Annotated in this window: 24 protein-coding genes, 1 tRNA gene and 2 pseudogenes; 11 read left to right on the top strand and 16 right to left on the bottom strand. The window is 69.8% G+C overall.

Annotated features, from left to right (window positions below; translation table 11 throughout):
• Window positions 1-5: 5 nt before the first annotated feature.
• Window positions 6-749 (bottom strand): annotated as a pseudogene (locus ACGFWJ_RS14260) (cytochrome P450); the annotation flags it as partial.
• Between the two features lie 208 nt (window positions 750-957).
• On the opposite strand from ACGFWJ_RS14260, the gene ACGFWJ_RS14255 reads away from it, so the two are divergent.
• On the top strand, window positions 958-1,914 hold the full coding sequence (locus ACGFWJ_RS14255; protein ID WP_387639562.1) for a DUF4331 family protein: 957 nt from the start codon (window positions 958-960) through the stop codon (window positions 1,912-1,914).
• 355 nt (window positions 1,915-2,269) lie between these two features.
• Here the strand turns inward: ACGFWJ_RS14255 and ACGFWJ_RS14250 are convergent, their stop codons facing one another.
• The gene (locus tag ACGFWJ_RS14250) at window positions 2,270-3,070 is read right to left on the bottom strand and encodes a very short patch repair endonuclease (RefSeq protein WP_392948951.1); all 801 of its coding nucleotides are present in this window, start codon (window positions 3,068-3,070) and stop codon (window positions 2,270-2,272) included.
• 4 nt (window positions 3,071-3,074) lie between these two features.
• The gene (locus ACGFWJ_RS14245; RefSeq protein ID WP_392948948.1) at window positions 3,075-4,427 is read right to left on the bottom strand and encodes a DNA cytosine methyltransferase; all 1,353 of its coding nucleotides are present in this window, start codon (window positions 4,425-4,427) and stop codon (window positions 3,075-3,077) included.
• Between the two features lie 117 nt (window positions 4,428-4,544).
• Here ACGFWJ_RS14245 and ACGFWJ_RS14240 point away from each other — a divergent pair, with 117 nt between their 5' ends.
• Entirely contained in the window at window positions 4,545-5,381 is an 837-nt protein-coding gene (locus ACGFWJ_RS14240; protein ID WP_392948946.1) for a GIY-YIG nuclease family protein, read from the top strand.
• Between the two features lie 96 nt (window positions 5,382-5,477).
• Window positions 5,478-6,134: an Eco29kI family restriction endonuclease gene (locus tag ACGFWJ_RS14235; protein ID WP_392948943.1), complete on the top strand. Its 657-nt coding sequence runs from the start codon at window positions 5,478-5,480 to the stop codon at window positions 6,132-6,134.
• Window positions 6,135-6,163: 29 nt separating this feature from the next.
• On the opposite strand, the gene ACGFWJ_RS14230 is transcribed toward ACGFWJ_RS14235, so the two are convergent.
• Together ACGFWJ_RS14230 and ACGFWJ_RS14225 are read right to left on the bottom strand one after the other, a co-directional pair.
• Complete coding sequence (locus ACGFWJ_RS14230) at window positions 6,164-6,457, bottom strand: NUDIX domain-containing protein (protein ID WP_392948940.1); 294 nt, start codon at window positions 6,455-6,457, stop codon at window positions 6,164-6,166.
• A 338-nt stretch (window positions 6,458-6,795) separates the two neighbouring features.
• A tRNA-Gly gene (locus ACGFWJ_RS14225) sits at window positions 6,796-6,869 on the bottom strand.
• A 163-nt stretch (window positions 6,870-7,032) separates the two neighbouring features.
• Between ACGFWJ_RS14225 and ACGFWJ_RS14220 the strand changes: the two genes are divergently transcribed.
• Window positions 7,033-7,233, top strand: a complete 201-nt coding sequence (locus tag ACGFWJ_RS14220) for a hypothetical protein (RefSeq protein WP_387639567.1) — start codon at window positions 7,033-7,035, stop codon at window positions 7,231-7,233.
• An 80-nt stretch (window positions 7,234-7,313) separates the two neighbouring features.
• The gene (gene dcd / locus ACGFWJ_RS14215; protein WP_387639570.1) at window positions 7,314-7,889 is read left to right on the top strand and encodes a dCTP deaminase; all 576 of its coding nucleotides are present in this window, start codon (window positions 7,314-7,316) and stop codon (window positions 7,887-7,889) included.
• Window positions 7,890-7,960: 71 nt separating this feature from the next.
• Here dcd and ACGFWJ_RS14210 read toward each other — a convergent pair whose 3' ends face one another.
• The 5 genes and pseudogenes from ACGFWJ_RS14210 to ACGFWJ_RS14190 all read right to left on the bottom strand — a co-directional run bounded on the left by ACGFWJ_RS14210 (window position 7,961) and on the right by ACGFWJ_RS14190 (window position 14,246).
• Window positions 7,961-8,854 (bottom strand): metal-dependent hydrolase, encoded by an 894-nt coding sequence (locus ACGFWJ_RS14210; RefSeq protein ID WP_387860534.1) that lies wholly within the window; start codon window positions 8,852-8,854, stop codon window positions 7,961-7,963.
• Window positions 8,855-8,940: 86 nt separating this feature from the next.
• A complete protein-coding gene (locus ACGFWJ_RS14205) occupies window positions 8,941-9,879 on the bottom strand; it encodes a YIP1 family protein (protein ID WP_392948935.1) in 939 nt (312 codons plus the stop codon).
• A 263-nt stretch (window positions 9,880-10,142) separates the two neighbouring features.
• Window positions 10,143-11,216, bottom strand: a pseudogene (locus ACGFWJ_RS14200) (sugar phosphate nucleotidyltransferase); the annotation flags it as partial.
• A 222-nt stretch (window positions 11,217-11,438) separates the two neighbouring features.
• Window positions 11,439-11,720, bottom strand: a complete 282-nt coding sequence (locus ACGFWJ_RS14195) for a LamG-like jellyroll fold domain-containing protein (protein WP_392949442.1) — start codon at window positions 11,718-11,720, stop codon at window positions 11,439-11,441.
• A 312-nt stretch (window positions 11,721-12,032) separates the two neighbouring features.
• Window positions 12,033-14,246, bottom strand: a complete 2,214-nt coding sequence (locus ACGFWJ_RS14190) for a (Fe-S)-binding protein (protein ID WP_392948932.1) — start codon at window positions 14,244-14,246, stop codon at window positions 12,033-12,035.
• A gap of 324 nt (window positions 14,247-14,570) precedes the next feature.
• Between ACGFWJ_RS14190 and dnaK the strand changes: the two genes are divergently transcribed.
• From dnaK to ACGFWJ_RS14160, 6 genes are all read left to right on the top strand, one after another.
• A complete protein-coding gene (gene dnaK / locus ACGFWJ_RS14185) occupies window positions 14,571-16,418 on the top strand; it encodes a molecular chaperone DnaK (RefSeq protein WP_392948929.1) in 1,848 nt (615 codons plus the stop codon).
• Complete coding sequence (gene grpE / locus ACGFWJ_RS14180) at window positions 16,415-17,005, top strand: nucleotide exchange factor GrpE (RefSeq protein WP_387639585.1); 591 nt, start codon at window positions 16,415-16,417, stop codon at window positions 17,003-17,005. The genes dnaK and grpE overlap by 4 nt, the downstream gene beginning before the upstream one ends.
• A 136-nt stretch (window positions 17,006-17,141) precedes the next feature.
• A complete protein-coding gene (gene dnaJ / locus ACGFWJ_RS14175) occupies window positions 17,142-18,293 on the top strand; it encodes a molecular chaperone DnaJ (protein ID WP_387639588.1) in 1,152 nt (383 codons plus the stop codon).
• A gap of 7 nt (window positions 18,294-18,300) precedes the next feature.
• The gene (locus ACGFWJ_RS14170) at window positions 18,301-18,819 is read left to right on the top strand and encodes a heat shock protein transcriptional repressor HspR (RefSeq protein WP_392948924.1); all 519 of its coding nucleotides are present in this window, start codon (window positions 18,301-18,303) and stop codon (window positions 18,817-18,819) included.
• Between the two features lie 207 nt (window positions 18,820-19,026).
• Window positions 19,027-20,034, top strand: coding sequence for a helix-turn-helix domain-containing protein (locus ACGFWJ_RS14165; protein WP_392948921.1), 1,008 nt, complete (start codon window positions 19,027-19,029; stop codon window positions 20,032-20,034).
• Window positions 20,035-20,612: 578 nt separating this feature from the next.
• A complete protein-coding gene (locus tag ACGFWJ_RS14160) occupies window positions 20,613-21,224 on the top strand; it encodes a hypothetical protein (RefSeq protein WP_387639596.1) in 612 nt (203 codons plus the stop codon).
• Between the two features lie 7 nt (window positions 21,225-21,231).
• Here the strand turns inward: ACGFWJ_RS14160 and ACGFWJ_RS14155 are convergent, their stop codons facing one another.
• The 6 genes from ACGFWJ_RS14155 to ACGFWJ_RS14130 are packed head-to-tail and all read right to left on the bottom strand — an operon-like array spanning window position 21,232 to window position 26,257.
• A complete protein-coding gene (locus ACGFWJ_RS14155; RefSeq protein ID WP_392948917.1) occupies window positions 21,232-22,218 on the bottom strand; it encodes a LuxR C-terminal-related transcriptional regulator in 987 nt (328 codons plus the stop codon).
• A gap of 58 nt (window positions 22,219-22,276) precedes the next feature.
• Window positions 22,277-22,414, bottom strand: a complete 138-nt coding sequence (locus ACGFWJ_RS14150) for a hypothetical protein (RefSeq protein ID WP_392948915.1) — start codon at window positions 22,412-22,414, stop codon at window positions 22,277-22,279.
• Window positions 22,411-23,349: a helix-turn-helix domain-containing protein gene (locus tag ACGFWJ_RS14145; protein ID WP_392948912.1), complete on the bottom strand. Its 939-nt coding sequence runs from the start codon at window positions 23,347-23,349 to the stop codon at window positions 22,411-22,413. Before ACGFWJ_RS14145 ends, ACGFWJ_RS14150 begins: the two co-directional genes overlap by 4 nt.
• Window positions 23,346-24,296 (bottom strand): LuxR C-terminal-related transcriptional regulator, encoded by a 951-nt coding sequence (locus tag ACGFWJ_RS14140; RefSeq protein WP_392948909.1) that lies wholly within the window; start codon window positions 24,294-24,296, stop codon window positions 23,346-23,348. Before ACGFWJ_RS14140 ends, ACGFWJ_RS14145 begins: the two co-directional genes overlap by 4 nt.
• Entirely contained in the window at window positions 24,289-25,260 is a 972-nt protein-coding gene (locus ACGFWJ_RS14135; protein ID WP_392948906.1) for a helix-turn-helix domain-containing protein, read from the bottom strand. The genes ACGFWJ_RS14140 and ACGFWJ_RS14135 overlap by 8 nt, the downstream gene beginning before the upstream one ends.
• Window positions 25,253-26,257, bottom strand: coding sequence for a LuxR C-terminal-related transcriptional regulator (locus ACGFWJ_RS14130; protein WP_387639614.1), 1,005 nt, complete (start codon window positions 26,255-26,257; stop codon window positions 25,253-25,255). Before ACGFWJ_RS14130 ends, ACGFWJ_RS14135 begins: the two co-directional genes overlap by 8 nt.
• Window positions 26,258-26,470: the final 213 nt, after the last annotated feature.

The raw sequence follows: 26,470 nt of genomic DNA, 5'->3' as shown, positions 1-26,470 counted from the left end.
GAACCGGCCCCGGCACCCAGCAGCAGGGCCAGTTGGTGGACCATCTCGTCGTCCGTGAGCCGCTGGCCGTGCTCCATCAGCCAACTCGTCACGTCGTCGCCCGGCCGCTCCCGCTTGAGCACGACCAGTTCGCCGACCGCGCCGAACAGCACCTGGGCGGCCTGCTCGGCGTTCACCCCGTCGAACATGCCGGATATCCCGAGCAGCGCCCGGTCGCCGATCTCGGCCGTGCAGCCGAACAGGTCGTTGAACACGAACAGCGGCAACTGCTTGGCGTACGCGGCCAGTAGATCGGCCGCCCCCTGCTCCGCGAACCGCGAGATCAGGAAGTCGGAAACCTGCCTGGCCGTCCGGGCCAGCCGACCCGGATCGACCCGGGCCATGCTGTCGGTGACCGCCCGCCGCAGCCGCAAGTGCTCGGCGCCGTCCGTGAACATGCAGTTCGGACGGGGCGCGAGCAACGGCAGCACCGGGCTGTCGGCCGGGATCCGCCCGTCGTACAGCGCCCGCCACCGGTGCGGATCCTTGCGGAACGTCGCCGGGTCCTGCAGCAGTCGCAGGGCCGTCGCGTAGTCGGTGACCAGCGTGGCCTCCACCCCCGGCGCCAACTCCACCGGCACCGCCGGCCCGAACCGCCGCAACCGCTCGTAGTACCCCTGCGGATCTGCGACGAATCCGGGCCCGTACAGCGGCACCCGCCCGCCCTTTACCGGGCACCCCGGTATTGCCACGTCGAGTCGTACGTCCATCGGCTCGGCTTCCTCCCCGCGCAGGCACACACCTCGGCCGACCGTGCATGTCACCTGCGCACCCGCCACTCCGCCGAAGCAGAACTCCCGCCCCTTGACGGCGACTTGGGGCCATGTCTGCTCCCGCTCCGGGGCCAACCGGATGAATCCCGGCCCCCGCAAGCCGCGCCGCAACACCCCTGAACACGCGACTTCCGATGCTGGCGCCATGTCCCATCACCTCAGCGGCCCCAACCTCCGCTCCCCCCTGGACGACGCCCGCCTCGACATGACGGACCTGTTCGCCTTCGCCGCCCCCGGCGACCGCACCGTCCTGATCCTCAACGTCAACCCGATCGCCCCCACCGGCGGCGACGCCTTCCACCCGGACGCCGTCTACCGCATCAACATCGACACCGACAGCGACCACCGGGCCGACATCGCCTACAGCTTCACCTTCTCCCCACCCACCAACAACCATCAGACCGCCACCGTCCGCCGCGCCACCGGCGACCAGGCCCGCGCCCACGACGCCACCGGCCAGGAACTCTTCACCGACCTCCCGGTGAACTTCGACGCCACACCCACCGTGACCGAGTCCGGCCCATACAAGTGCTACATCGGCTTCCGCAGCGACCCGTTCTTCGCCGACCTGGACGGCATCGTCGCCAAGTTCCAATGGACCGGCGTCGACTGGGGAGCCGACAAGAACGTCTTCGCCATGGCACTGGAAGTCCCGAACACCGAACTCGGCCCGCACCCCGAAATCGGCGTCTGGGGCCGGGTCAGCCTCCATCAGAACGGCCGACTCACGTCCGTCGACCGCGGCGCCCACCCGTCCCTGACCGCCTACTTCAACGCCGAGGACGTCAAGGACGCCTACAACGCCGGCGAACCCGCCGACGACTGGACCACCTACCGCGAACCCTGGTCGGCCGTCCTCCAGCACTTCGGCGACTACACCCCCCAAGCCGCCGAACAGGCTCTACGCGCCGTCCTCCCCGACATCCTCCGCTACGACCGCACCAAGCCCACCGCCTACCCCAACGGCCGCACCCTCACCGACGACGTCACCTCCGCCCGCCTCACCATGCTCACCGGCGGCAAAGTCCCCACCGACCACATCACCCCCCACACCGACCTCCTCCCCCACTTCCCCCACCTCGGCGCCCCCCACCCGGCCTGACCCCGCCCCCGAACAACGCGAAAGCCCCAGGCCATTGGCCTAGGGCTTTCTGCTGGAGCGGGCGACGAGAATCGAACTCGCGCTCTAAGCTTGGGAAGCTCTGGGTGTTCGGGCCGCAAAGTGGCCCTAACCTGTACAGGTTCCGGCGCAACCAGCCCTTCGGCCCTGGCTCAGACCGCTACTGCCCGCGTTCACCACCCGTTCTGGCACGCGCCGGCTTAGTTCGAGCGGGGGCCAGCATCCGGGCCCCCTGGCGCACTTCGGAGACACCACAACCTGCTCCCCGGACCGATTCAGCCAGCTAAACTTCTTGGCGGACAAGGACAACAAGGAGATCCACGGCTCGCGTGCTACTTCAGCCGCCAACCGCCGCAGCCTCCCCGATGGACGCCGAGGTCCGCAGTCGTCTGATCCAGTGCTCGACACGTTCCGCCGCTACGGCTGGGTCCTCGTGCTCCCAGACTCTGATGACAGTCCAGCCAGCTGCACTCAACTTCTCGGTCGTCTCGGCGTCCCGGGCTCGATTACCCTCGATCTTCTCTCGCCAGAAGTCCGCATTCCTGGTCGCTGGCCGGTAGTGCTCCGGGCAGCCGTGCCAGAAACACCCGTCAACAAAGACCGCGACCTTGTCGCGCGGGAACACCAGGTCCGCACTGCGTCGGATTTCGGCTAGAGGCCTGGCGTTGACTCTGTAACGCAGACCGCGACCGTAGAGCAGGCTGCGCAACGCCAATTCAGGTCCGGTGTCCTTCCCGCGGTTGGCGCGCATAGAGGCGCGAACCTCCTGCGAGGAGGCCGTCGACTCGGGCGGCAGTGGCTCCTCCGTCACCAGCCCTCTCTGCTGTGCGTGTCGCCACGCCGCAGCCAAATTCGCCTTACGGGAGTCCTGCTCCACCTCGCAGACGTACCTCTCCTGGGTTTCACCATCCTGTGACCAGCGCAGGTATGCGCGAATGCGTCGCGTGCGCCTGTACAGCCGAAGGGTGATCGAGGCACGCGCGAAGCGCCCGTCGCCGAGGGCCACGCTGCGATGGCTGCGGCCTCCGGCAGCACGGTCCTGCTCCAGCGTCGGCGCGACAGCCCCAGTGCGTCGCTTGTACGCCCGCTCCGGGGGGAGCCGCTCCTTCCAGTGCCCCCCATCCCCTATCTGCGGCATACGATCAGTGTCCCGCTGCCGTCAGGGCGTCGGCAACGGCGTTGGCGAAGAACTCGCCGAGCACGACCGGAACCGCGTTGCCCAGTTGTCGCATCTGCTCGCCCCGAGGACCGGAACCGAGCCACTCGTCGGGGAACGTCATGACGCGGGCGGTCTCCCGCACGGTCATGTAGCGGTGCTGATAGATCTCGCCAGCAGCCGACGAGGGATCACGGACAAGCCTGTCCGTGAGCATCACCGACTCGCCTCCGGGGACGCCGTGGACGCCGGCCTTGACCGTCTTGGCGGGCCGGTCGAGCTCGTTCGGTGTGTGGCCCTTGTAGATCCGGGCACCGGGCCAGCCGATGTGATCGACGACGCCGATCTTCTTGCCGAAGTTGAACTTCTCGTGCAGCCGGTCAGGGTCGACCTCTGGCAGCGCGGGGAGCTTCGCGTCCGTGCCGTAACCCTGGATGGCGTCGCGCAGCGTGCGCCATGGCAGGAAATCATCTTCCTTGATCACCTTGGGCAGACGCGACCGAACTCGGTCACGCACGTGTCCCGGCACATCCGGGTGGCGCTGCCAATAGGGGCCGTCCTCGTCCCGCATCGAGCGCTGCAGGGCGGGTTCCGAGAACCGCTGTGTATTGACGTACTTGGTGAAAGCCTCGACGTCGACGCGCAGGTCGGCCCGGAAGGCCACAATGACCACGCGATTCCGTATCTGCGGGACACCGTAGTCAGCCGCGTTGACTGGAACCATCACCACCTTATAGTGGTCCGGGTCACCATCATCGTCGGAGAGCCTTCCGAGGATGCCCGTCAGATGGGCGTTGTGATCCTGCCACCTCGCTTTGTCGTCCCGCTTCTCGAACGGGAGGCTCAGTTCGTTCTGGATGTACTGGAAGTACTCGGCGAACGACGGTCGCAGCAGGCCTCGGACGTTCTCGCAAATGACGGCCTTCGGCCGGATTTCCCGCACAGCGTTGAACATGGCGGGAAACATGTTGCGCTTGTCCTCGTCACCCTTGGCGACTCCGCCGGCACTGAACGGCTGACATGGGGGCCCGCCCGCGAGGACGTCGACCTGCCCCTCGAGTTTGCTCATGTCAAGATCGCGAACATCCCCCGGATAGAGAGGTGCCGCTTCGCCCGGCTCTGGAGGTGCGGGCCTGCGCTCCTCAGTCCGCAGCAGGCCGTCAACGCCAAGCGTCTTCCGCGCGCTGGCCACGAGGGTCTCGCAGGCCCGGTTGTTGAACTCGTTGAACAGCAGCGGACGGAAGCCCGCCCGATGAACCGCCATGGCAAGGCCGCCCCCGCCCGCGAACAGCTCAACACTCGTACGCGGCTTCTTCATGTCTTGAGGCTGGTCAACCATGCGAGAACCATACCGCGGAGTTGGTGATCTCCGCGGGAATTCACCCGAACGTGCCCCCCAAAGGTGAGCAAGAGCATAGGGTTACCTTGATCAACATCAGACAAGGGGCGGGGCGAGATGACGCAGCTGGCCAGGCCGAACGGCCGGGGCACATATCACGACGACTTCCGGCTGAGCATCACCAAGGCCCTTGGTGATCAGTTGGCCGACGCGCTCTCCCATCTGGAACACGCACCATTGTCCGAGGAGAACCTCGCGCGACTCGACGAGCGACCCGGCGTGTACCAGCTCTACCTTGGTGGCGACTTCGTCTATGTCGGCAAGGCCGACAAGACCCTGCCCGGCCGCCTGCGGAACCACCTGCGCAAGCTCTCGGGGCGCCGCAACATCAATCTCGCGAATGTCGACTTCTCCTGCCTCTACGTCGCGGAGGACTTCTCCGCCCTAGCACCGGAACAGCTGCTCATCAGCCACCACAAGGAGATGGGCAGCATTCCCTGGAACAACAACGGCTTCGGCAACAAGGACCCGGGACGCCAGCGTGACAGCACGGTCCTGAAGAAGAACCACTTCGATGTCGTATTCCCGATCGACCTGGATCGACCCGTCGAAGGGCTAACCCCAGGGGATGCCTCTCTGCACGCCTTCCTGAAGGCGCTCAAGGGTGGGCTGCCCTACAACTTCCGCTATGCGGAGCCACCGCGCTCGAAGTCCTCGTTTGTGACGGTGCCGCGCACCGACCTCTCGGCGAACGAGGCGTTCCACCTGCTCTCGAAGGCACTGCCCGACACGTGGCAGGTAGCAGCTCTCATGGGCTACGTGATCATGTACTCGGACTCGCCGGACGAATACAAGAGCGCGTGGCGATACTTCCGGTCCGGGACGGTGATCGACGCTGAACCCGAAGCCTCACCTGAAGAAATGGGTCAGGACGACCTCTTCGACGAGGGGTGATCTCGCAAGTACACCAGCCAGTGGACCGCTCCCGACCTCGCCACATCCCAGGCCGCAGGCCCAGGTTTGCCCTGGTTTTGAAATAAGCAGGAACACATGCCCACCCAGTACGTGCCGAACTCGTTCGACCCTCTGTCCACGGAGCAGATCGCGAACACCATCTGCGAGACCTTCGAGCGGCAGCCGCTGGTATCCATGACTCATGAGATCCCGCGATTCGATGGCTCGGGGCTGTACGCGCTCTATTACCGGGGCACGAGCGTGGACCTATATGCGCCTCTCGGTCACCTACAGATCCCCGTGTACGCGGGCCAGGCCCTCTCTAGCAACAGCGCCACTGGAGAGACGGTTCGGGAGAAATATCCCCTTCACAGCCGCCTCAGGAAGCACCGGATCTCGATCATCGAGGGCGGCCTACCCATCGCTGAATTCCGCTTCCGGGCTCTCTTCCTCCCCGACGTGCACGCCGATTTGGGCGAGAACGGCCTTCGCGTCGGCTACCAGCCGATCTGGAACAGCAAGCTCAAGGGCTTCGGAGGCAACGAGCAGGGCGCCACTACCCGCAAAAGCAAGAAAAGCAAGTGGGACACCGTGCATGGCGGGCGTCGGCGCACCCACGGCGGAGTGGTACACGATGTCGAATCGTTGATCGCCACCGCCAAGACGCATATCGCGCAGCAGGTCAGCGCCTACGACTCGCTCGCATGGCCCCACCCAGCCGCCGACGTGCTCCTCGACCTCAGCACTCCCTGACCCCGGTACAAGAACGTCGGAGCGGTTTGTCAGGTCACCTCGGTGCCTGACCATACGGGCGGGTTGCTCCGTGCTCCAGGTAGACCGTCTCGGACTGCGCCCTTGCGGCGCAGGCGGCGGGGACGCGACCGGCAAGGCGCGGGATGAGGAGTGAGTCGAGTTGATCGGTGGCGTGGAAGGCGTACTCGCTCATCTCCACCTGGTCGACGGCGAATGCTGTCGAGTTCCTCCTTCACCTCCCGGGCCGCACCGTCGCTCGGAGTCTCGCCGGCGCGCAGGTAGCCGCCGGGGATCTCCCAGCCGGGCTTGCAGGTTGGCTTCACGTGTAGGACGCGCGGTCATCCGCGTCAAGGAAGAACGCGCTGGCGGCGGTACTGGGCTGGGCTACGACCTTTGGGGCTGGAAGTCACTCATGGCGGCGACTGTAGCTGCTCTGTCCAGCAGGACGGCGGTTTGAACTCGCCATGCGATGACCGCCATCAAGTCGCCTTGTATGCACCAATGTTGGCGCGCAGCCGAGTGGAGGACGATCGCCGCCCAACCGAGCGGACTTCGCCGCTCAAGTGTCGCGAAGTGGCCTTCTGGCGTGGACCTGGCACGACAAGGCCGGATTGTTCCAGATAATGAAGAAGCCCCAGGCCATTGGCCTAGGGCTTTCTGCTGGAGCGGGCGACGAGAATCGAACTCGCGCTCTAAGCTTGGGAAGCTCATGTTCTACCATTAAACTACGCCCGCAGCTGACGAACCGTCAGGGACGGATCGATCAAGCACCACTGTACCCCATCGGGTGGGGTGGGAGTACGGGGTTCCGGGTGGCGGCGAGCCTGGTGGGGTGGTGTCCGGTTGGTCCCCTAATGTGACGGCTTTCGGTGGATGCGGAAGTACGGGAAGGGGACCGATGGAGCAGCGCACCCTGGTTCGTTGTGCGGAGGGGCATCTGTTCGGGACGGCGGCGTTTCCGATGCAGCAGTTGCAGGCGGGGCGGCTGGGGCCGGGGCGGTTGTTGCGGTGTCCGCGGTGCGGGCGGTTGCGGAATTCGGTGCCGGCGGACGTGTCGGAGTTGTCGGAGGTCCAACTGGCGCGCGGGCTAAGGATGTAGGCGGTGCGGGCGGCCGCCGGGGCTGGTCTGCGGGGCGGGTGCTTTTGGGTGGCCCGCCCGTGGCACGTACCCTCGGGGGCGTGCTGCTCTCTGACAATGACATCCGTAGCGAGATCGACAAGGGCCGGGTCGTCATCGACCCGTTCGACCCGTCGATGGTCCAGCCGTCGAGCATCGACGTCCGCCTCGACCGGTTCTTCCGGGTTTTCGAGAATCACCGTTACCCGCACATCGACCCCTCCGAGGAGCAGCCGGACCTGACCCGGCTGGTGGAGCCGGAGGGCGATGACGCGTTCATCCTGCACCCGGGCGAGTTCGTGCTGGCGTCCACCTACGAGGTGATCACGCTGCCGGACGACGTCGCTTCGCGGCTGGAGGGCAAGTCCAGCCTGGGCCGCCTGGGCCTGCTGACGCACTCGACCGCGGGCTTCATCGACCCGGGCTTCAGCGGCCACGTGACGCTGGAGCTGTCGAACGTGGCGACGCTGCCGATCAAGCTGTACCCGGGCATGAAGATCGGCCAGCTGTGCCTGTTCCGGCTGTCCTCGCCGGCCGAGCACCCGTACGGCTCGGAGCGTTACGGCTCCCGCTACATGGGCCAGCGCGGCCCGACGCCGTCGCGGTCGTACCTGAACTTCCACCGCACCGAGGTCTGAGCCGCTTCAGCAGAGCGCACGGACAGCAAGGAGGGCCGGCCCCGCAGTTCGGGGCCGGCCCTCATCATGTGTCAGGCGCGCTTGGGGCTGGTCCGGGCGACCAGCTCGGTGCCGTCCGCAGAGAGCGTCAACTCGGTGCGCAGCTCGACGAGTTCGCCGAGGTGGTGGAGGTGAGTGCCGCCGCAGGGGATCTCCGCGGCGCCGTCCGGGAGGTCGGCGTGCCAGCGGCGGCGGGCGGTGAGCTCGGGGCCGGGGACGTCGATCCGGACGGCCGCGTCGGCGGCGACCCAGGCGGCCAGGCGGGCGTTGACGTCCGCGGTGAGGGCGGGCAGCGCGTCGGCGAGCGAGGGAAGTTCCTCGGTGGCGTCGACGGTGAAGCCCTTCTTCTTCAGCGACTTGCCGATCCGGTAGGTGTCGGTGCTGGCCTCGGTGTCCATCACCGAGGTGTCCATGGCGAGGCTGTCGAAGTCCGGGTTGCCGAAGGCGTCGGAGCGGCCCGGGTCCTTGCGCCAGCGCGGGGCGAGCGCGGCGTTCAGGGCGAGTGCCAGCAGGTGGCAGCCGGTGTGCGCGGCGGACAGCAGCGCGCGGCGCTCGGCGTCGACGGCGAGTTCGGCGGTGCGTCCGACGGCCTCCGGGCCGAGCGCGCCGGCGGGCAGCACGTGCAGCACCAGCCAGGCCCAGTCCTCGTCGCCGCGCCGGACCGGGATGTCGGCGCCGGCCGCGAACTCGCCGTCCGGGCCGTGGCCGCCGGTGAGGCAGTCGACGACCGGGTGCGCGGTGCCGTCGACGGTGAGGGTGCCGAGGTCGGCGGGCTGGTCGGGCCAGGTGTGGTCGACCGGGTGGAAGGGGGTGGCCTCGGTGACCACGGCGGTGCGCCCGTCGGGCAGGGTGTGCACGGCGAGGATCGGCGAGGCGCCGGTCACCGCCCCGGCCGGGAAGCTGACGTGGGTGGTGGGCAGGCTCATGCGCGGGCTCCGGACGGGATCTGAGGGTGGGCCGAACACCCCACCCTACAAAAATCCCACCATCCGGACGCCCGGGGCTACGGGCCTCAGCCCAGCGTGGGCAGCTTGATCAGCACCAGCAGCGCGATCAGCTGCACCGCCGCCGCACCGGCCGCCTTGCCCCAGGGCAGGTCGTGGATCCGCCGCACCATGATGGTCAGCAGCGCCGCGCAGCCCACCCAGGTCGCCCAGCCGACCGCCTGCACCACCACGTTGCCGGCGGGCAGGAACAGCGTCAGCAGCAGCCGCGGGACGTCGGTGGTCCAGCTGACCAGCACGGCCAGGCCGACCGTCGACTGCCAGGGCCCGCCGCCGCCGAACTGCCGGGCCAGCGCGTAGGTGACGGCGCTGAGGATGCCGCCGGCCAGGGTGAAGCCGATCGCGGCGGCGGCGATCGCCGACAGCGCGACCCCGAAGGTGGAGCGCACCACCTCGTCGTAGGTGCTGTCGAGGCCGAACACCGCGAGCACGCCGTACAGCAGCGAGACGGACAGCGCGGGCAGCCACACCTGGTGGTCGCGCATCCGGTCGAAGGTGGCGCTCGGGCGGCGGTAGATCCCGGCGAGCAGTTCCCGCCAGGCCAGCCGGGGCCCGCCGAGGTGCGGCGCGGCCTGCCCGCCGGCCCGGTAGACGGCGACGTTGTCCTCGACCGGGTAGCCGCCCTGCTGGTCGTACTGCTGCTGGTACCCGTCCGCGTACGGCTGCTCGCCGTACTGCTCGCCGTACTGCCCGCCGTACGGGTCGTACGAGCCCTGGTGGGCCCCGTCGTCGTACGGCTGCTCGCCGACCGCGAAGGCCCTGGTGTGACCGGGCTGGTCGCCGGGGTGCGCGGGCGGGGCGGGGTAGCCGGGGGTCGGGGCGGTGAAGTACTCGGGGACGCCGGTGGGCGCGCCACGGTACGGGTCACCCTGCGGGGTGCCCGGTTGGGGTGCCGTCCAGCGCCGGGGGTCGACTCCCCGTCCGTCGTCGTGTCGATTGCCAGCCACGGCACGACGGTACCCGCAACGGCCGACCCCTGGCCGGGTGATCATGAAGGTACGACCGGATTGCAGCCGTCCTGTGACGCGGCCGCGCGGGCCCGGAAACGGCGCACGGCCGCGCGGGCCCGGAAACGGCACACGGCCGCGCCGTCGGCGGTGAAGCCGAGGGCGCGGCCGTGCGGGGCCGTTGGAGGTCAGCCGATGACGCGGCTGCCGGGCGCGTGCACCGCGGCGGCGTTGCTCAGGCCGGCCTCGCAGCCGCCGGGGCCGGCGGAGCGGCGCACGGCGCCGACCGGCAGGCGGGTGCCGCAGGCGATCCGCAGGCCGTTGGAGAGCTCGTTCTCGGCCTCCAGGACGGCGCCGTCGCCGATCACCACGCCGTCCAGCGAGCAGCTCTCACCGATCTCGGCGAAGGCACCGACGATGGAGTCCTTGACGTACGCGCCGGCCTTGATCCGGGCGCCCTGGAGCACCACGCTGCCCTCGACGATGGCGCCGGCGGCGATCTCGGCGTCCGCGGAGACCACGGTGCCGGAGCTGAGCACGGCGGCCGGGTCGACGTGCGAGCCGGGCAGCAGCAGGGCCTCGCCGGTCGCGCCGGGGACGGCCGGGGAGTCGACCTTGCCGAGCACCAGGTCGGCGGAGCCGCGGACGAACGCGGCGGGGGTGCCGAGGTCCAGCCAGTACGAGGTGTCGACGACGCCGCGCAGCAGGGCGCCGGTGGCGAGCAGCTCGGGGAAGGTCTCGCGCTCGACGGAGACCTCGCGGCCGGTCGGGATGCGGTCGATCACCGAGCGGGTGAAGACGTAGCAGCCGGCGTTGATCTGGTCGGTGACGATCTGCTCGGGCGTCTCGGGCTTCTCCAGGAAGGCGAGCACCCGGCCGTTCTCGTCGGTCGGGACCAGACCGAAGGCGCGCGGGTCGGCCACCCGGGTGAGGTGCAGGGTGACGTCGGCGCCGGAGGCGGTGTGCTCGTCGCGCAGCGCGGCGATGTCCAGGCCGGACAGGATGTCGCCGTTGAAGATCAGCACCGGCTCGTCGGCGCCGCAGGTCAGGCCGGCCGCGGCGTTGCGGATGGCGCCGCCGGTGCCCAGCGGCTCGTCCTCGGTGAGGTAGACCAGTTCGAGGCCGTAGGGGCTGCCGTCCTTGAAGTGGTCGACGAAGACGTCGGCCAGGTACGAGGTGGCGAGCACGACGCGGGTGACGCCGGCGGCGGCGGCACGGGCCAGCTGGTGGGCGATGAACGGGACACCGGCCACGGGCAGCATGGGCTTCGGCGTGTGCGTGGTCAACGGGCGCAGCCGGGTGCCCTTACCGCCGACCAACATGATCGCCTCGGTCATGTCCTATCTCCCCTGGTCAGATTCCGGCGGCCCGGCTCGACAGGGTCCGGTGCGCTCGCTCGGTGACTGTGTCGGGCCGGCACAAGGCGGCCTTCGACGGAACCGGCTATTTCCCGGCCCCGCCGCATACTCTATTTGCTCGAACAGCGTGTCAAACCCACTCCCCCTGTCGGGCAGGTGTGCGGACGCCGGGGCAGACCCGGGACAGCCGCCGGGTCCGGGCTAGGGCAGCAGCCAGGAACGTTTGGCGGCCGTTCCCGCATCGGTGCCGCCGGACCCGTTCAACCGGGCGACGGCGGTGGCGGGCAGCGCCTGGTCCCAGACCTGCACGTCGGAAATGGCGCCGTCCCAGAAGTCGCTCCAGGTGTTCTTGTAGCGCACCCGGCCGAGCTGGAGTCCGCCGGTGGTCTGCCAGACGCCCTGGACGGCGGTGGTCTGCTGGAGCACCCCGTTGACGTACAGGGTGATCTTCTTGCTGCCCGCGTCGTAGCTGCCGGTGAGCAGCGTCCACTGGCCGGTGGTGGCGGCTCCGGCGGCGGTGGAGCGCCGATCAGGACCACGCCGAGCGCTCCGGCGCCGATCCGCAGCCGCAGCCGACGACGGCGGTGCTCGTTCTCGTTGGCCTCGGCGAGCGCCGCCCAGTCCGGAGCCGCGCTGGTCACCGTCGGCAGGTGGTAGGGCCCGCCACCGGAGCCGCCGGGCCCGGTATTCCCCCGTCAGCAGTCATGCGGCAGATGCCAGGTCATCGGCGATCGCCGAGAACGCCCGGACCCCGGAGCCGCAAGGGGCGTCCGGGGTCCGGGGAGTGAGGCGGTGTCAGGCCTCGACGGGCTCGGCCTCCGCGGCGGGCAGGGCCTTGACCGACTCCAGCAGCAGCTGGGCGACGTCCACGACCTTCAGGTGCTCCTTGGCGGCGCCCTCGTTCTTCTTGCCGTTGACCGAGTCGGAGAGCATCACCAGGCAGAACGGGCAGGCGGTGGAGACGATGTCCGGGTTGAGGGACAGCGCCTCGTCCACGCGCTCGGTGTTGATCCGCTTGCCGATGCGCTCCTCCATCCACATCCGCGCACCACCGGCGCCGCAGCAGAAGCCGCGCTCCTTGTGGCGGTGCATCTCCTCGTTGCGCAGGCCGGGCACCTTGCCGATGATCTCGCGCGGCGGGGTGTAGACCTTGTTGTGCCGGCCGAGGTAGCACGGGTCGTGGTAGGTGATCAGGCCTTCCACCGGGTTGACCGGCAGCAGCTTGCCCTCGTCGATCAGGTGCTGCAGCAGCTGGGTGTGGTGGATGACCTCGAAGTGCCCGCCGAGCTGCGGGTACTCGTTGGCGATGGTGTTGAAGCAGTGCGGGCAGGTGGCGACGATCCGCTTGGTCGGCGCGTCCTCCAGCGCGGCGTTCAGGGTCTCGACGTTCTGCGCGCCGAGCATCTGGAACAGGAACTCGTTGCCGAGGCGGCGCGGGGAGTCACCGGTGCAGGTCTCCTCCTTGCCGAGGATCGCGAACTTGACGCCCGCGGTGTGCAGCAGCTCGGCGAAGGCCTTGGTGGTCTTCTTCGCCCGGTCCTCCAGGGCGCCGGCGCAGCCGACCCAGTACAGGTACTCGACCTCGGCGGGGTCGATGTCCTCACCGATCACCGGCACCTCGATGCCGGTCTCCTTCTTGAGCTCCTTGACCCAGTCCAGGCGCGCCTTGGTGGCCAGGCCCCACGGGTTGCCCTTGTTCTCCAGGTTCTTGAGCATCGTCCCGGCCTCGGTCGGGAAGCTGCTCTCGATCATCACCTGGTAGCGGCGCATGTCGACGATGTGGTCGATGTGCTCGATGTCGACCGGGCACTGCTCGACGCAGGCGCCGCAGGTGGTGCAGGACCACAGCACGTCCGGGTCGATGACGCCGCCCTCTTCGGCGGTGCCGATCAGCGGGCGCTCGGCCTCGGCGAGGGCCTCGGCGGACACCCCGGCCAGCTGCTCGCTGGAGGCCTTCTCCTCACCCTCCATGTCCTTGCCGCCACCGGCGAGCAGGTACGGGGCCTTGGCGAAGGCGTGCTCGCGCAGGCTCATGATCAGCAGCTTGGGCGACAGCGGCTTGCCGGTGTTCCAGGCGGGGCACTGCGACTGGCAGCGGCCGCACTCGGTGCAGGTGGAGAAGTCGAGGATGCCCTTCCAGGAGAAGTGCTCGACCTGCGAGACGCCGAACACCGCGTCGTCGGCCGGGTCCTCGAAGTCGATCGGGGCGCCGTTGCTGGTCATCGGGCGCAGGGCGCCCAGCGCGGTGCCGCCGTCCTCCTCGCGCTTGAAGTAGATGTTGAAGAAGCCCAGGAAGCGGTGCCAGGCGACACCCATCGACGGGTTGATGCCGATGGTGGTGGCCCACGCGAACGAGATGACGATCTTCAGCATCGCGAACAGGTAGATCAGGTTGACCAGGGTGGCGTGGGCGGTGCCCTCGAACGCGGCGACGATCGGGTACGAGATCAGGTACGTCGGGTCGTAGGAGGTGACGCCTTCGAGGGCGCCCTCCAGGCCGCGCAGCATCATGATGCAGATGCCGATGCCGAGGATCGTGTACTCGACGTAGAACGCCTGCCAGGCGATCGAGCCGGCGAACCGGGACTTGCGGCCGGACCGGGACGGCAGGCTGAGCAGCCGGATCACGATCAGGACGGCGATACCCAGGGTGGTCAGCGTGCCGATCAGCTCGACGAAGATGTTCCACACCAGCCAGTGGCCGATGACCGGCAGCGCGAAGTCGGCGTCGAAGAGCTGACCGAAGGCGTTGACCAGGGTGAGGATCAGCGAGAAGAAGCCGACCGCGACGAACCAGTGGGCGACGCCGACCACGCCCCACTTGTTCATCCGGGTGTGGCCGAGGAACTCCTTGGCCACGGTGGCCACGCGCTGCGCGGGCTGCCCGAATCGGGTGCTGTCGGCGGAGCCGGTGCGCACCACCTTGTAGATGTACAGCGCCGCCCGGGCGGCGAGCGCGGTGCCGATCACGAAGGTGACCAGCGAGATGACGATCGCTGCTAGCTGCATCGGCTCTCCGTCTTCAGCGGCTTCTGGTCCGGGTTCTCCCCAGCTTCCCAAGTCTTCCCAAGAGTGTACTGGTCGGTAACTTTGAGGGTAGACGCGCCGGACATTACCGCGCGTTAACACCCGTCCAGAAGATGTTCAAGGTATGGCGGCAGTCACTATGCCCAGACTCACCCGTTCGGAGCACCTCCACGTCCTGGTCGGAGAGCCTCGCGACATAAGCGCTCAGTAAAGTTGAGCCACCTCAACTCAAAGCTGTTGACGGTTCGGGCGAGCTCGTGCATAGTTGAGCCTGTACTGCTCAACTTCTCCCCGGAGGTATTCACGATGGCACGCGCGGTCGGCATCGACCTCGGTACGACGAACTCCGTCGTCAGTGTTCTTGAGGGCGGTGAGCCCACGGTCATCACCAACGCCGAGGGTGCTCGGACCACGCCGTCCGTCGTCGCCTTCGCCAAGAACGGCGAGGTGCTCGTCGGCGAGGTCGCCAAGCGCCAGGCGGTCACCAACGTCGACCGGACCATCCGTTCGGTCAAGCGCCACATGGGCACCGACTGGAAGATCGGCATCGACGGCAAGGACTTCACGCCGCAGCAGATCTCCGCTTTCGTCCTGCAGAAGCTCAAGCGGGACGCCGAGGCCTACCTGGGCGAGACGGTCACCGACGCCGTCATCACCGTCCCGGCGTACTTCAACGACTCCGAGCGCCAGGCCACCAAGGAGGCCGGCGAGATCGCGGGCCTGAACGTCCTGCGCATCGTCAACGAGCCGACCGCCGCCGCCCTGGCCTACGGCCTGGACAAGGACGACCAGACCATCCTGGTCTTCGACCTCGGTGGTGGCACCTTCGACGTGTCGCTGCTGGAGATCGGCGACGGCGTGGTCGAGGTCAAGGCCACCAACGGTGACAACCACCTCGGTGGTGACGACTGGGACCAGCGCGTCGTCGACCACCTGGTGAAGGTCTTCCAGTCCGGCCACGGCGTCGACCTGTCCAAGGACAAGATGGCCGTCCAGCGTCTGCGCGAGGCTGCCGAGAAGGCCAAGATCGAGCTGTCCTCCTCCTCGGAGACCTCGATCAACCTGCCCTACATCACGGCCTCCGCCGAGGGCCCGCTGCACCTGGACGAGAAGCTCACCCGCTCGCAGTTCCAGCAGCTGACCGCCGACCTGCTGGACCGCTGCAAGGTCCCGTTCCACAACGTCATCAAGGACGCCGGCATCGCGCTGTCCGAGATCGACCACGTGGTCCTGGTCGGTGGCTCGACCCGTATGCCGGCCGTCGCCGAGCTCGTCAAGGAGCTGACCGGCGGCAAGGACGCCAACAAGGGCGTCAACCCGGACGAGGTCGTCGCCATCGGCGCCTCCCTGCAGGCCGGTGTGCTGAAGGGCGAGGTCAAGGACGTCCTGCTGCTCGACGTCACCCCGCTGTCCCTGGGCATTGAGACCAAGGGCGGCATCATGACGAAGCTGATCGAGCGCAACACCACGATCCCGACCAAGCGCTCCGAGATCTTCACCACCGCCGAGGACAACCAGCCCTCCGTGCAGATCCAGGTCTACCAGGGCGAGCGCGAGATCGCGGCGTACAACAAGAAGCTCGGTATGTTCGAGCTGACCGGCCTGCCGCCGGCCCCCCGCGGCCTGCCGCAGATCGAGGTCACCTTCGACATCGACGCCAACGGCATCATGCACGTGGCCGCGAAGGACCTCGGCACCGGCAAGGAGCAGAAGATGACCGTCACCGGCGGCTCCTCGCTGCCGAAGGACGAGGTCAACCGCATGCGCGAGGAAGCCGAGCGCTACGCGGAGGAGGACCACAAGCGCCGCGAGGCCGTGGAAACCCGCAACCAGGGCGAGCAGCTCGTCTACTCGACCGAGAAGTTCATCGCGGACAACGCCGACAAGCTCCCGGCCGACGTCAAGACCGAGGTCGAGACGGCGATCACCGAGCTCAAGGAAGCCCTCAAGGGCGAGGACATCGCGGCCATCCGCACCGCCACCGAGAAGGTCTCCACCACCGCCCAGAAGCTCGGCGCGGCGCTGTACGCGCAGGCCGACGGCGCGGGTGCGGCCACCGGTGCGACCGGGGCCGGCGAGGCCGGCGCCAAGGACGACGACGTGGTCGACGCCGAGATCGTCGACGACGAGAAGCCCAAGGGCGGTGCGGCATGACGGAGAAGCCGCAGGGCGAGCAGCCCGGCGACGACTCCGCCGCCGAGGAAGCCGTGCTGAAGGCCGCCGAAGAGGCTGTCGCGGGTGCGGGTGCCGACGAGCTGGCCGCCGCCAAGCGCGAGGCCGGCGAGCGCACCGCCGACCTGCAGCGTCTCCAGGCGGAGTACCAGAACTACCGCAAGCGGGTCGAGCGCGACCGGGCCACCGTCCGGGAGATCGCGGTCTCCAACATCGTGGAATCGCTGATCCCGGTGCTGGACGACATCGGCCGGGCCCGCGAGCACGGCGAGGTGACGGGTGGCTTCAAGTCCGTCGCCGAGTCGCTGGAGACGGTCGTCGCCAAGCTCGGGCTGCAGCAGTTCGGCAAGGAGGGCGAGCCCTTCGACCCGACCATCCACGAGGCGCTGATGCACAGCTACTCGTCGGACGTCACGGAGGACACCTGCGTGCAGATCCTCCAGCCCGGGTACCGGATCGGCGAGCGGATCATCCGCCCGGCGATGGTCGCGGTCGCGGAGCCCCAGCCGGGCACCCAGACCACCGGCGAACCGGACGAGGACAAGGCTGACGGTTCGTCCGACAGCTGAGTAGAGTCCCTGTGCGCTGCGGAGTCGTACGTCGTCCAGTACGGCGGCCGGCTCCGCAGCGCCGTATCGGGGCTCTTCCCAACAACACGCTTCACCAACAGACTTACGGGATTACGGGAGGTGGCGGTCAAAGGCCATGAGCGCTAAGGACTACGTGGAGAAGGACTACTACAAGGTCCTCGGCGTGCCCAAGGACGCCACCGCCGCCGAGATCAAGAAGACGTACCGCAAGTTGGCCCGGGAGTTCCACCCGGACGCCAACAAGGGCGATGCCAAGGCCGAGGAACGGTTCAAGGACATCTCCGAGGCGTACGACGTGCTCTCCGACGAGAAGCGCCGCAAGGAGTACGACGAGGCGCGCTCGCTGTTCGCCGGCGGCGGTTTCCGGCCCGGCGGCGCGGGTGGCGCCGGCGGCGGCTTCGACTTCGGCGACCTGTTCAACGGCGGCACCGCCGGCGGCAGCGGCGGACTCGGCGACGTGTTCGGCGGCCTGTTCAACCGCGGCGGCCGGCAGACCGCCCAGCCGCGGCGCGGCGCGGACGTCGAGACCGAGGTCACCCTGAACTTCGAGGAGGCTGTGGACGGCGCGACGGTGCCGCTGCGGATGACCTCCCAGGCGGCCTGCCGGGCCTGCGCCGGCACCGGCGCCAAGACCGGCACCACCCCCCGGGTCTGCCCGACCTGCGTCGGCGCGGGCACCGTCAGCCGGGGCCAGGGCGCGTTCGCGCTCTCCGAGCCGTGCCGGGACTGCAAGGGCCGCGGCATGATCGTCGACGACCCGTGCACCGTCTGCCACGGCAGCGGCCGGGCCTCCTCGGCCCGCACCATGCAGGTCCGGATCCCGGCCGGCGTGCAGGACAGCCAGCGGATCCGGCTCAAGGGCAAGGGTGCCCAGGGCGAGCGCGGCGGCCAGCCCGGCGACCTGTACGTCACCGTGCACGTCGACCCGCACCCGGTGTTCGGGCGCAAGGGTGACAACCTCACCGTGACGGTGCCGGTCAGCTTCCCCGAAGCCGCACTCGGCGGCACCATCGAGGTGCCGACCCTGAACGGACCGGCCGTGAAGCTCAAGCTGCCCCCGGGCAGCGCCAACGGTCTGACCATGCGGGCCCGCGGCAAGGGCGCCACCCGCAAGGACGGCACCCGGGGAGACCTGCTGGTCACCGTCGAGGTCGCCGTACCCAAGATCGTCAGCGGCGACGCACTGAGCGCACTGGAGCAGTACCGCGAGGCCACCGCCTCGGACGACCCGCGAGCCGCCCTGTTCAAGGCGGCGGAGGGAGCGTGAGATCCCGATGAGCCCCCATCCCGACAGCCCGCGCGGCGCCGAGGGCCGGATCGGCGCCGGCATCGGCGAGGGCCTGCCCGGCGCCGGCCGGCGCCCCGCCGGTCCGCCGACGTACGTCCTCACCGAGGACACCCCGGTCTACGTGATCTCGGTCGCCGCCGAGCTCTCCGGCCTGCACCCGCAGACCCTGCGCCAGTACGACCGGCTCGGCCTGGTCTGCCCGGACCGCACCGCCGGGCGCGGCCGGCGCTACTCCGCGCGCGACATCCAGCAGCTGCGCGAGGTCCAGCGCCTCTCCCAGGACGAGGGCATCAACCTGGCCGGCATCAAGCGGATCATCGAACTGGAGAACCAGGTCGCCGCCCTGCAGTCCCGGGTCTCCGAACTGGTCGACGCCCTGGAGGGCGCCGCCGCCACCCTGCAGCAGCGCGAGGCCGCCGTGCACGCCTCCTACCGCCGTGACCTGGTGCCCTACCAGCAGGTCACGCAGTCCAGCGCCCTGGTGGTCTGGCGCCCCAAGCGCTGACCGGCCCGACCACGAACCGTCGACATTCCTGCCCACCGGGGGGTGTCGGCGGTTTCGGTGTGCTGCCAGAGTCTTGGGAGAGGACGTGCTTCCGGCTCCGCTCCGATTCGGTAATTCGGCGGAACCGAGCGCCCTTCGCTCTATGATGCGGGCCGGAAGACGCTCCCGAACTGCCGGAAGCCCCAGCTCAGGCAAGGAGTCATGGACATGAGTACTGAGCAGAGGAGCAGTGCCGTCACCCCGGCCCTGTCCCCGGAGGCCAGGTCCCTCTACGTCCGCGCCGTACAGACCGGAGGCAGGCTGACCGAGCGCGATGCCGGCAGCCTGTCACCCGGTCAAATCGACGGCCCCTTGCAGGAGTTGCTGGCCATCGGCCTGCTTCAGGCGGAGGTGGGACCGTCCGGCACCTACGCCGTGAAGGATCCCCAACAACTGGCGGAATCGCTGACGCTGGAGCTCCAGCAGGAAGCCGGCGAAATACTCCGGCGCTCGGTCTCGATCCACCACACCCTGCAGGACCTGAACCGGGAATACCAGAGCTACATCAGCCGCCCGGAGGCCGGCGGTTCCATCGCATACGTCCAGGGCCGCGGGAACATCAACCAACGGCTGGCGACGCTGATGGCCAACGGTGCGAAGGAAATGCTCACCGCGCAACCCGGCGGCGGCCGCGGCGAGGACGCGCTGAAAATCGCGATCGCCCGTGACCTGAAATTCGTGGAACGCGGCGGCACGATCCGCACGATCTACCAGCCCAGCGCCCGCTATTCGAACCCGACGGTCAGTTACGTCCAGGCGGTCACCCAGGAAGGGTGCCAGGTCAGAACACTCGACGAAGCCTTTGCCAAACTCATCGTCATCGATCGCCAGGTCGCGGTCGTCACCGTGGGGGACGAGGAGAACCGCGATCGCGCGGCGTTCATCCGGGACGACTCGGTCATCGACTACATCGTCGGGGTGTTCAACAGCCAATGGGAACGGGCAATTCCGTTCACCGGCGACCACGGAATTCCACCCCTGGTGGTCACCCGAATGCGCCGGCAGATCGTGCGAATGATGCTGGAAGGGATCGCCCACCGCACCATTGCCAGGCGGCTGGGCCTCAGCGAACGGACGCTGGCCCGGCACATCGCCGAAATGCGCGAGGAATACGGGGTCGACACGCTGTTCCAACTCGGCTGGAAACTCGCGCAAACGGAGGGGCCGACGGCCTGACGCCGGCGGCCCCTCCGTCCTGCGCTTCAGGGCTCTACCAGTGGCTGTCGAGGGAGGCCACCTGGGTTTCGGTGGTCTGGGACGCAAACCAGTGAGAGTCCGCGCTCGCCGGGGCGGCCCCGAGGAACACGGCCATGCCCAGGAGGAGCGCCGAGATCAGGATACGGCGGGCCTTCAGCACAAAATCACCCCTTTCGGACAAATTCATCGCGAGCACCGTTCACCGAACGGCGCCCGCATCAATTGGCACCCATATGATTACTCATCAACTGCCTCGCCGTCACCTACCGGGTGCGGCGGCACCGCCCGGGCTGTGAAATGTGCATGTCGGCACTAAGAAGTCCGGTGATGGATAGAGGTGTCATCTGTCCGCCAGGCAGCCAGATGCCACCATGCGCCAGTGGACTCCCTGACACCCGGCGATGGACGATCAGCTAGTCGTAACCAAAGCGGCATGATCAGCGAGTTCCACGTCGGTCCGCTCGACCCCGAAGTGCGGCAATCTTCGGGCCCGCACCGCTTCCACCGGACAGGGCCTTCCGGACCGAGCCGGCCGAATCACCACACCCGGAGTCGACATGACTGAGCCCCACCTGCAGTACCAGGCCTCCGAGGGGCGACGCGCACGGGTCTTCCTCGCCGCGCCCCTGATGCGGCTGACCGGGCCTGCGGACAGCGTGGTGACGCTGGCCAGCCGGACCAGACTGACCACGCTGCGGAGCACGCTGCTTCGCAGTGGAGCCGCGGTGTACAGCGCCCACCACAGCGACGCGTGGACGGTGGCCGGGAAGGCGCCGGAGCAGCGGGTCCCCTCGGACTTCCGGGCGATGCAGAGCGCGGACCTGGTGTTCGCGTACGTCGGCGCCCCGCTGTCGGCCGGGGTCAGCCTGGAGCTGGGCTGGGCGTCGGCGCTGCGCAAGCCGATCGTGATGCTGGTGGACGAGGCGATCACCCACAACCCGCTGATCGCCACCATCGAGCAGGTCTCCCCCGTGCTGCCGCTGGTCTTCGACGACACCTGGTCGCAGGAGGCGCTGCACCACACCGTGGAGACCGCGCTGGACTGGGCCGGCATGGCGCTCTCGCTGCGCAGCGGCTTCTGGACCGCGCCCGGCGAGCAGTTCCCGCGTCCGCGCCGTGAGCACGCCGCCCCGTACGGCTTCTGGTCCCCGGAGATCGCCACCGGCTGATGCCCGGTCAGGCCGGTGGCGCGGCCGGGCCCTCGGCCGCGCGCATCTGCCACCCCAGCTGGAACAGCGTCTCCGCGTCGTGCAGTTCGCGCAGCCGGGAGATGTGGCCCGCCACGGTCCGTTCGGAGAGGCCGAGGCGGGAGGCGATCGAACGCTGCGTCAGGCCCTGGGCGAGCAGCCGGCCGACCTGTTCGTGGACCGGCACGACGCTCTCGCCCTCGCGGTCGGCCGAACGCCAGCGGACCCGTTCGGCCCGCTCCCAGTCCCGTTCGAAGGCGGCGACCAGGAACGAGACCACCGCCGGGTCCTCGACCAGCGCGGCGCTGGAGTTGTCCGCCGACGCCGGGACGACGGCGATCCGGCGGTCGAAGACGGTCATCCGGCTGAACGGCTCGCTCAGCGTCCGGAACCTGCCGCCCCATCCGGTGACGGCCTCCGCCCAGCGCACCGTCCCCTCGTCGAGCAGCGCGGCCGGCTCGTAGACCGTGTGCAGCACGGCCCCGCCGGTCAGGAAGCCGCGGGCCCGCTCCAGGGAGTCGGCCTGGAGGTCGCCCGCGGGCGCCCCGCCGGGCTGCAGGGCGAGCACCTCCTCCTCGGCCTCGTTCTCCAACTGCCGTACCCGCTCCCGGATCCGGTCGCTCCGGCCGACGTGATGCACCACGCTGGAGCGGTCCGCGCGGCGCGGGGTGGCGTCGTAGGCGTGGGTGAGGTCCTCCAGCAGGACGGGCATCTCCTCGGCGCGCAGCAGCATCCGGGTGCCCTCGGCGCGGAGTTCGGCGCTGATCCGGTCGCCGACCACCCGCGGGTTGACCGCCGTCAGCGACTGGCCGACCGCGTCGTGCACCAGCAGTCCGAGTTCCAGCAGCCGCAGCACCCCCGCCGAGTCCTGTTCGACCGCCTCGCGGAAGGCCACCCGGCCGCCCTGGTCGAGGATCTGCTGGTACAGCTGCCGCTCGGGCCCGGTCGGCAGGGCGGCTCCGTTCGACTCGCTCACAGGTCCCACTCCTTCCGGGCCGCTCGGCGGCGGCGCCAGGGCGGTCGGTTCCGATCGGTCATTCCGGTGCTCCGCGCAGCTGCAGGCCGAGCTCGAACAGGGTCTCCGCATCGTAGAGGTCGCGCAGCCGGGCGACATGGGCGGCCACCGTCCGTTCCGACGGGCCGAGCCGGGAGTCCGGCAGTCGGTCCGTCACCGGGCACCGTCCCGCATCAGCCAGCCGAGCTGGAAGAGCGTCCCGGCGTCGTAGCGTTCGCGCAGGCGGGCGATGTGTTCGGCGACGGTGCGTTCGGAGACGCCGAGGCGGCTGGCGACGGCGCGCTGGGTGAGGCCCTGGGCGAGCAGGCGGGCGATCCGGTCGGTGACGGCGGGGACGGCGCCGCCCGCGAGGTCGTGCCACGGGACGCGTTCGGCCCGCTCCCAGTCGCGCAGGAACAGGCCCACCAGGTGGCCGACCACGGCCGGGTCCTCGATGAACGCGGCGGTGCGGTTGTCGGCGGACGCCGAGATGATCGCCACCTTGCGGTCGAAGATCAGCATCCGGGTGAAGTCCTCGTCCAGCGAACGCAGCCGCATGCCCCAGCCGGTGGCGCGCACCGCGTAGTCGATCACCGCCGGATCGGTGCTGCCGACCGGCTGGTAGAGGATGTCCATCCGGGCGCCGGCGGCCAGGGCCCGCTCGGTGCGGTCGCTCTTCTCCAGGTAGACGGTGGGGCGGTGGCCGGGCTGCGCGGCCAGCACCTCCTCGCGGAAGTCGGCCTCGATCTGCAGCAGCCGGTGCCGGATCCGGTCCACGTCGAGGATGTGGGTGATCTGCGGCGCCCGGTCGCCCCGGCGGGTGGAACTGTCGAACGCGTCCGCCAGCTCGTCGAGTTCGGCCGGAACCCGCTCGGCCTCGATGAACCGGCGGGTACCGGCCTCCCGCAGTTCCCGGCTCAGCCGGTGGCTGACGTTGCGCGGGTTCACCGCGGTCAGCTGCTCGCTCTCGTCGTGCTGGATCAGCAGGCCCAGTTCGAGCAGCCGGGTGGTGGCCTCGGCGTCCTGCTCGACCGCCTCCCGGACCGAGACCCGGCCGCCGGCCCGTAGGACGGCGAGGTAGAGCGCCCGTTCGGCCGCGGTGGGCCCGGTCATCGGACGCCGTCCCGCATCAGCCAGCCGAGCTGGAACAGGGTCTCGGCGTCGTAGCGCTCGCGCAGGCGGGCGATGTGGGCGGCGACGGTGCGTTCGGAGAGGTTCAGGCGGGAGGCGATGGAGCGCTGGGTGAGCCCGGCGGTGAGCAGCTCGCCGATCCGGCGTGCGGTTTCCGGGAGTCGACGTCCGGCCAGGTCGCGCCAGGGAGCCCGGACGGCGCGGGCGAAGTCGCGCTGGAAGACGGCGACCAGGTGGTCGACCACGGCGGGGTCCTCGATGAAGGCGGCGGCGAGGGTCCTGGTGGACGCGGAGATGACGGCCACCCGCCGGTCGAAGATCAGCATCCGGGCGAACGGCTCGTCCAGGACCCGCACGCGGACGCCCCAGTCGGTGGCCTCGGCGGCGTAGGCGACGGTGTGCGGGGCGTGCCGGGTGAGCGGCTGGTAGAGGACGTCGATGACGGCTCCGCGGGCCAGCGCCTTGTGCAGCCGGGAGCTGTCCTTCAGGTACTCGGGCGGGCGCGGTCCCGGCTGGGCGGCCAGGCCCTCCTCGCGGTAGTCGGCCTCGATCTCCAGCAGCCGGTGCCGGACCTGCTGGGCGCTGGTCAGGTGGGCGATCCCGGCGACCGGTTCGGTGCGGCGCTGGGCGGTGTCGTAGGACTCGGCCAGTTCCTCGAAGCCGGCCGCCGTCCGGTCGGCACGGGTGAGCAGGCCGGTGGCGCGCTCCCGCAGGGTGCTGCCCAGCCGGGCGCCGGCCGTGCGCGGGTTGACGGCCGCCACCCAGCCGCCCACCGCGTAGTGCTCCAGCAGCCCCAGTTCCAGCAGCCGGGCGGCCGCGCCCGCGTCCTGTTCCATCACCTCGCGCAGCGAGACCCGGCCGGCCCGCAGGACGGCGAGGTAGAGCGCCCGTTCGGCCTCGGTCGGGGGAACGGTGTCCGGTTCAGTCACGGTCCTCGCCCCCGCGCATCAGCCAGCCGAGCTGGAACAGGGTGTCGGCGCCGTGCTGGTCGCGCAGGCGGGAGATGTGGCCGGCGACGGTGCGCTCCGACAGGCCGAGGCGGGTGGCGATGGCGCGCTGGGTGAGGCCCTGGGCGAGCAGGCGGGCGGTGCGGTCGACGGCGGTGCGGGTGGGGGCGGTGTCGAGCAGCGAGTCCCAGCGGACGCGCTCGGCGCGGGCCCAGTCGCGTTCGAAGCCGGCCACGACCATCGCGACGGTGGCGGGGTCGAGGATCAGCGCGGCCCGGCTGTGGTCCTCGGCGGCGGGGACGACGGCGGTGCAGCGGTCGAAGACCAGGGCGCGCTGGAAGGGTTCGTCGAGCAGCCGGACCTCGCCGCCGGCCTCGGTGAGGGCGGCGGCGTAGCGGATCGCGGCGGGTTCGGCGAGCACGCCGGGCCGGTAGAGGGTGCGGATCCGGCAGCCGCGCCGCAGCACCGGGAGTTCCTGGTGGAGCGAGGTCTCCAGGGCGCTGGGGGCGAACGCGCCGGGGTGGGCGGTGAGGGCCTCTTCGCGGCAGTCCGCGCCGAGTTGGGCGATCCGCCGGCGGATGTGCTCGCGGCCGATCACCTGGATCTCGCAGCCGGCCGGTTCGATCGGGCGGGGGACGCTCTCGTACGCGGTGATCAGCGGTTCGAGGCGGCCGGGCAGGCATTCGGCGCGGTTGAGCAGCCGGGCGGCCTCGGCGTTCATCTCGGCGCCGAGGCTCTCGGCCACGAACCGCGGGTCGACGGCCAGGTAGGCGCCGTCCAGGCCGTCGGAGATCAGCAGGCCGGTGCGGAGCAGTTCGGCGAGCGCGGGCCGCTGCGGGTCGGCGATCCGGTCGGCGGCGATCCGGCCGCCCGCGTCGAGGATCTCCAGGTAGAGGCGTCGGGCGAGGTCGTCGACCGGCGGGGGTACGGCGGAGGGGTCAGCCACGTCCACCGCCTCTCATCAACCAGCCGAGCTGGAACAGGGTCTGGGCGTTGTGCAGGTCGCGCAGCCGGGAGATGTGACCGGCCACGGTGCGCTCCGACAGGCCGAGGCGGGTGGCGACGGCGCGCTGGGTGAGGCCCTGGGCGAGCATCCGGCCGACCCGGTGGGTGACGGTGCGGGTGAGGGTGCGGCCGTCGAGGCTGTTCCAGTGCACCTGGTCGGCCCGGGCCCAGTCGCGTTCGAAGCCGGCCACCAGGTAGGCGATGGCGGCGGGGTCCTCGACGAAGGCGGCGCGGCTGTGGTCGTCGGCGGCGGGGATCACGGCGATCCGCCGGTCGATGACGATCACCCGCAGGAACGGCTCGTCCAGGACGCGGAGTTGGGCTCCCTGCTCGGCCATCGCGGCGGCGTGCCGGACGGCGCTCTCCTCGGTGAGCGCGACCGGCTGGTAGAGGGTGCGCATGGTGCCGCCCCGGCGGAGCATCAACTGGTCCTGGGTGTGGGCGAGTTCGAGGACGGCGGGCGGGCGCAGGCCGGGCTGGGCGCTGAGCAGTTCGAGCCGGCAGTCGGAGACCAGCTGGGCGATCCGCAGCCGGATGCTCTCCTGGCCGTCCACGTAGACCGCCCGCCGGGCCCGGTCGGCGGGCCGGGGGACGGCGTCGTAGGCGCGGGCGAGCGGGTCGAGGGCGGCGGGCAGCCGGTCGGCGTCGAGCAGCAGCCGGGTGGCCTGGGCGCGCAGGTCGGCGCCGACGCGTTCGGCGACGGCGCGCGGGCTGACGGCGACGTAGCACTCGTCGATGCGGTTGGGCATCACCAGTCCGATGGCCACCAGCTGCTCCAGCAGGGCGCGTTGGCGTTCGGGGGTGAAGTCGGAGCCGGGGAGTTCCGGATGGTCGAGCGGGATCCGACCGCCGGCGGCCAGGATGGCGAGGTACAGCCGGGAGGCGTCGTCCTCGGGGAGTGTGTCGTCCGGATCGGACTTCGGGTGGTCCGCAGCCACGTCGAGCTCTCCTGCCGTCTTCCTCCGTTGCGGATGATGATCTCAGCAGGGCCGTCCGGCTCGACGGCGGGAGTCCCCGCAGACGGGCGCGTCCCCCGGGGGCGGGCGCCACAGGCACCCGGACCCCGGAGGACCCGCTCGTGTCACGCCAAGCGTCAAGGCGCTTTCGGCGAGGCGGAGCAGCAACGCCTCACCGATCCCGGTCCCTCGGCC

Origin of the sequence: Kitasatospora sp. NPDC048407, from assembly GCF_043200475.1 — a bacterium.
Lineage (GTDB): Bacteria > Actinomycetota > Actinomycetes > Streptomycetales > Streptomycetaceae > Kitasatospora.
Note: the sequence above shows the minus strand (reverse complement) of the source record. Positions and strands in the feature narration are given on the sequence as shown.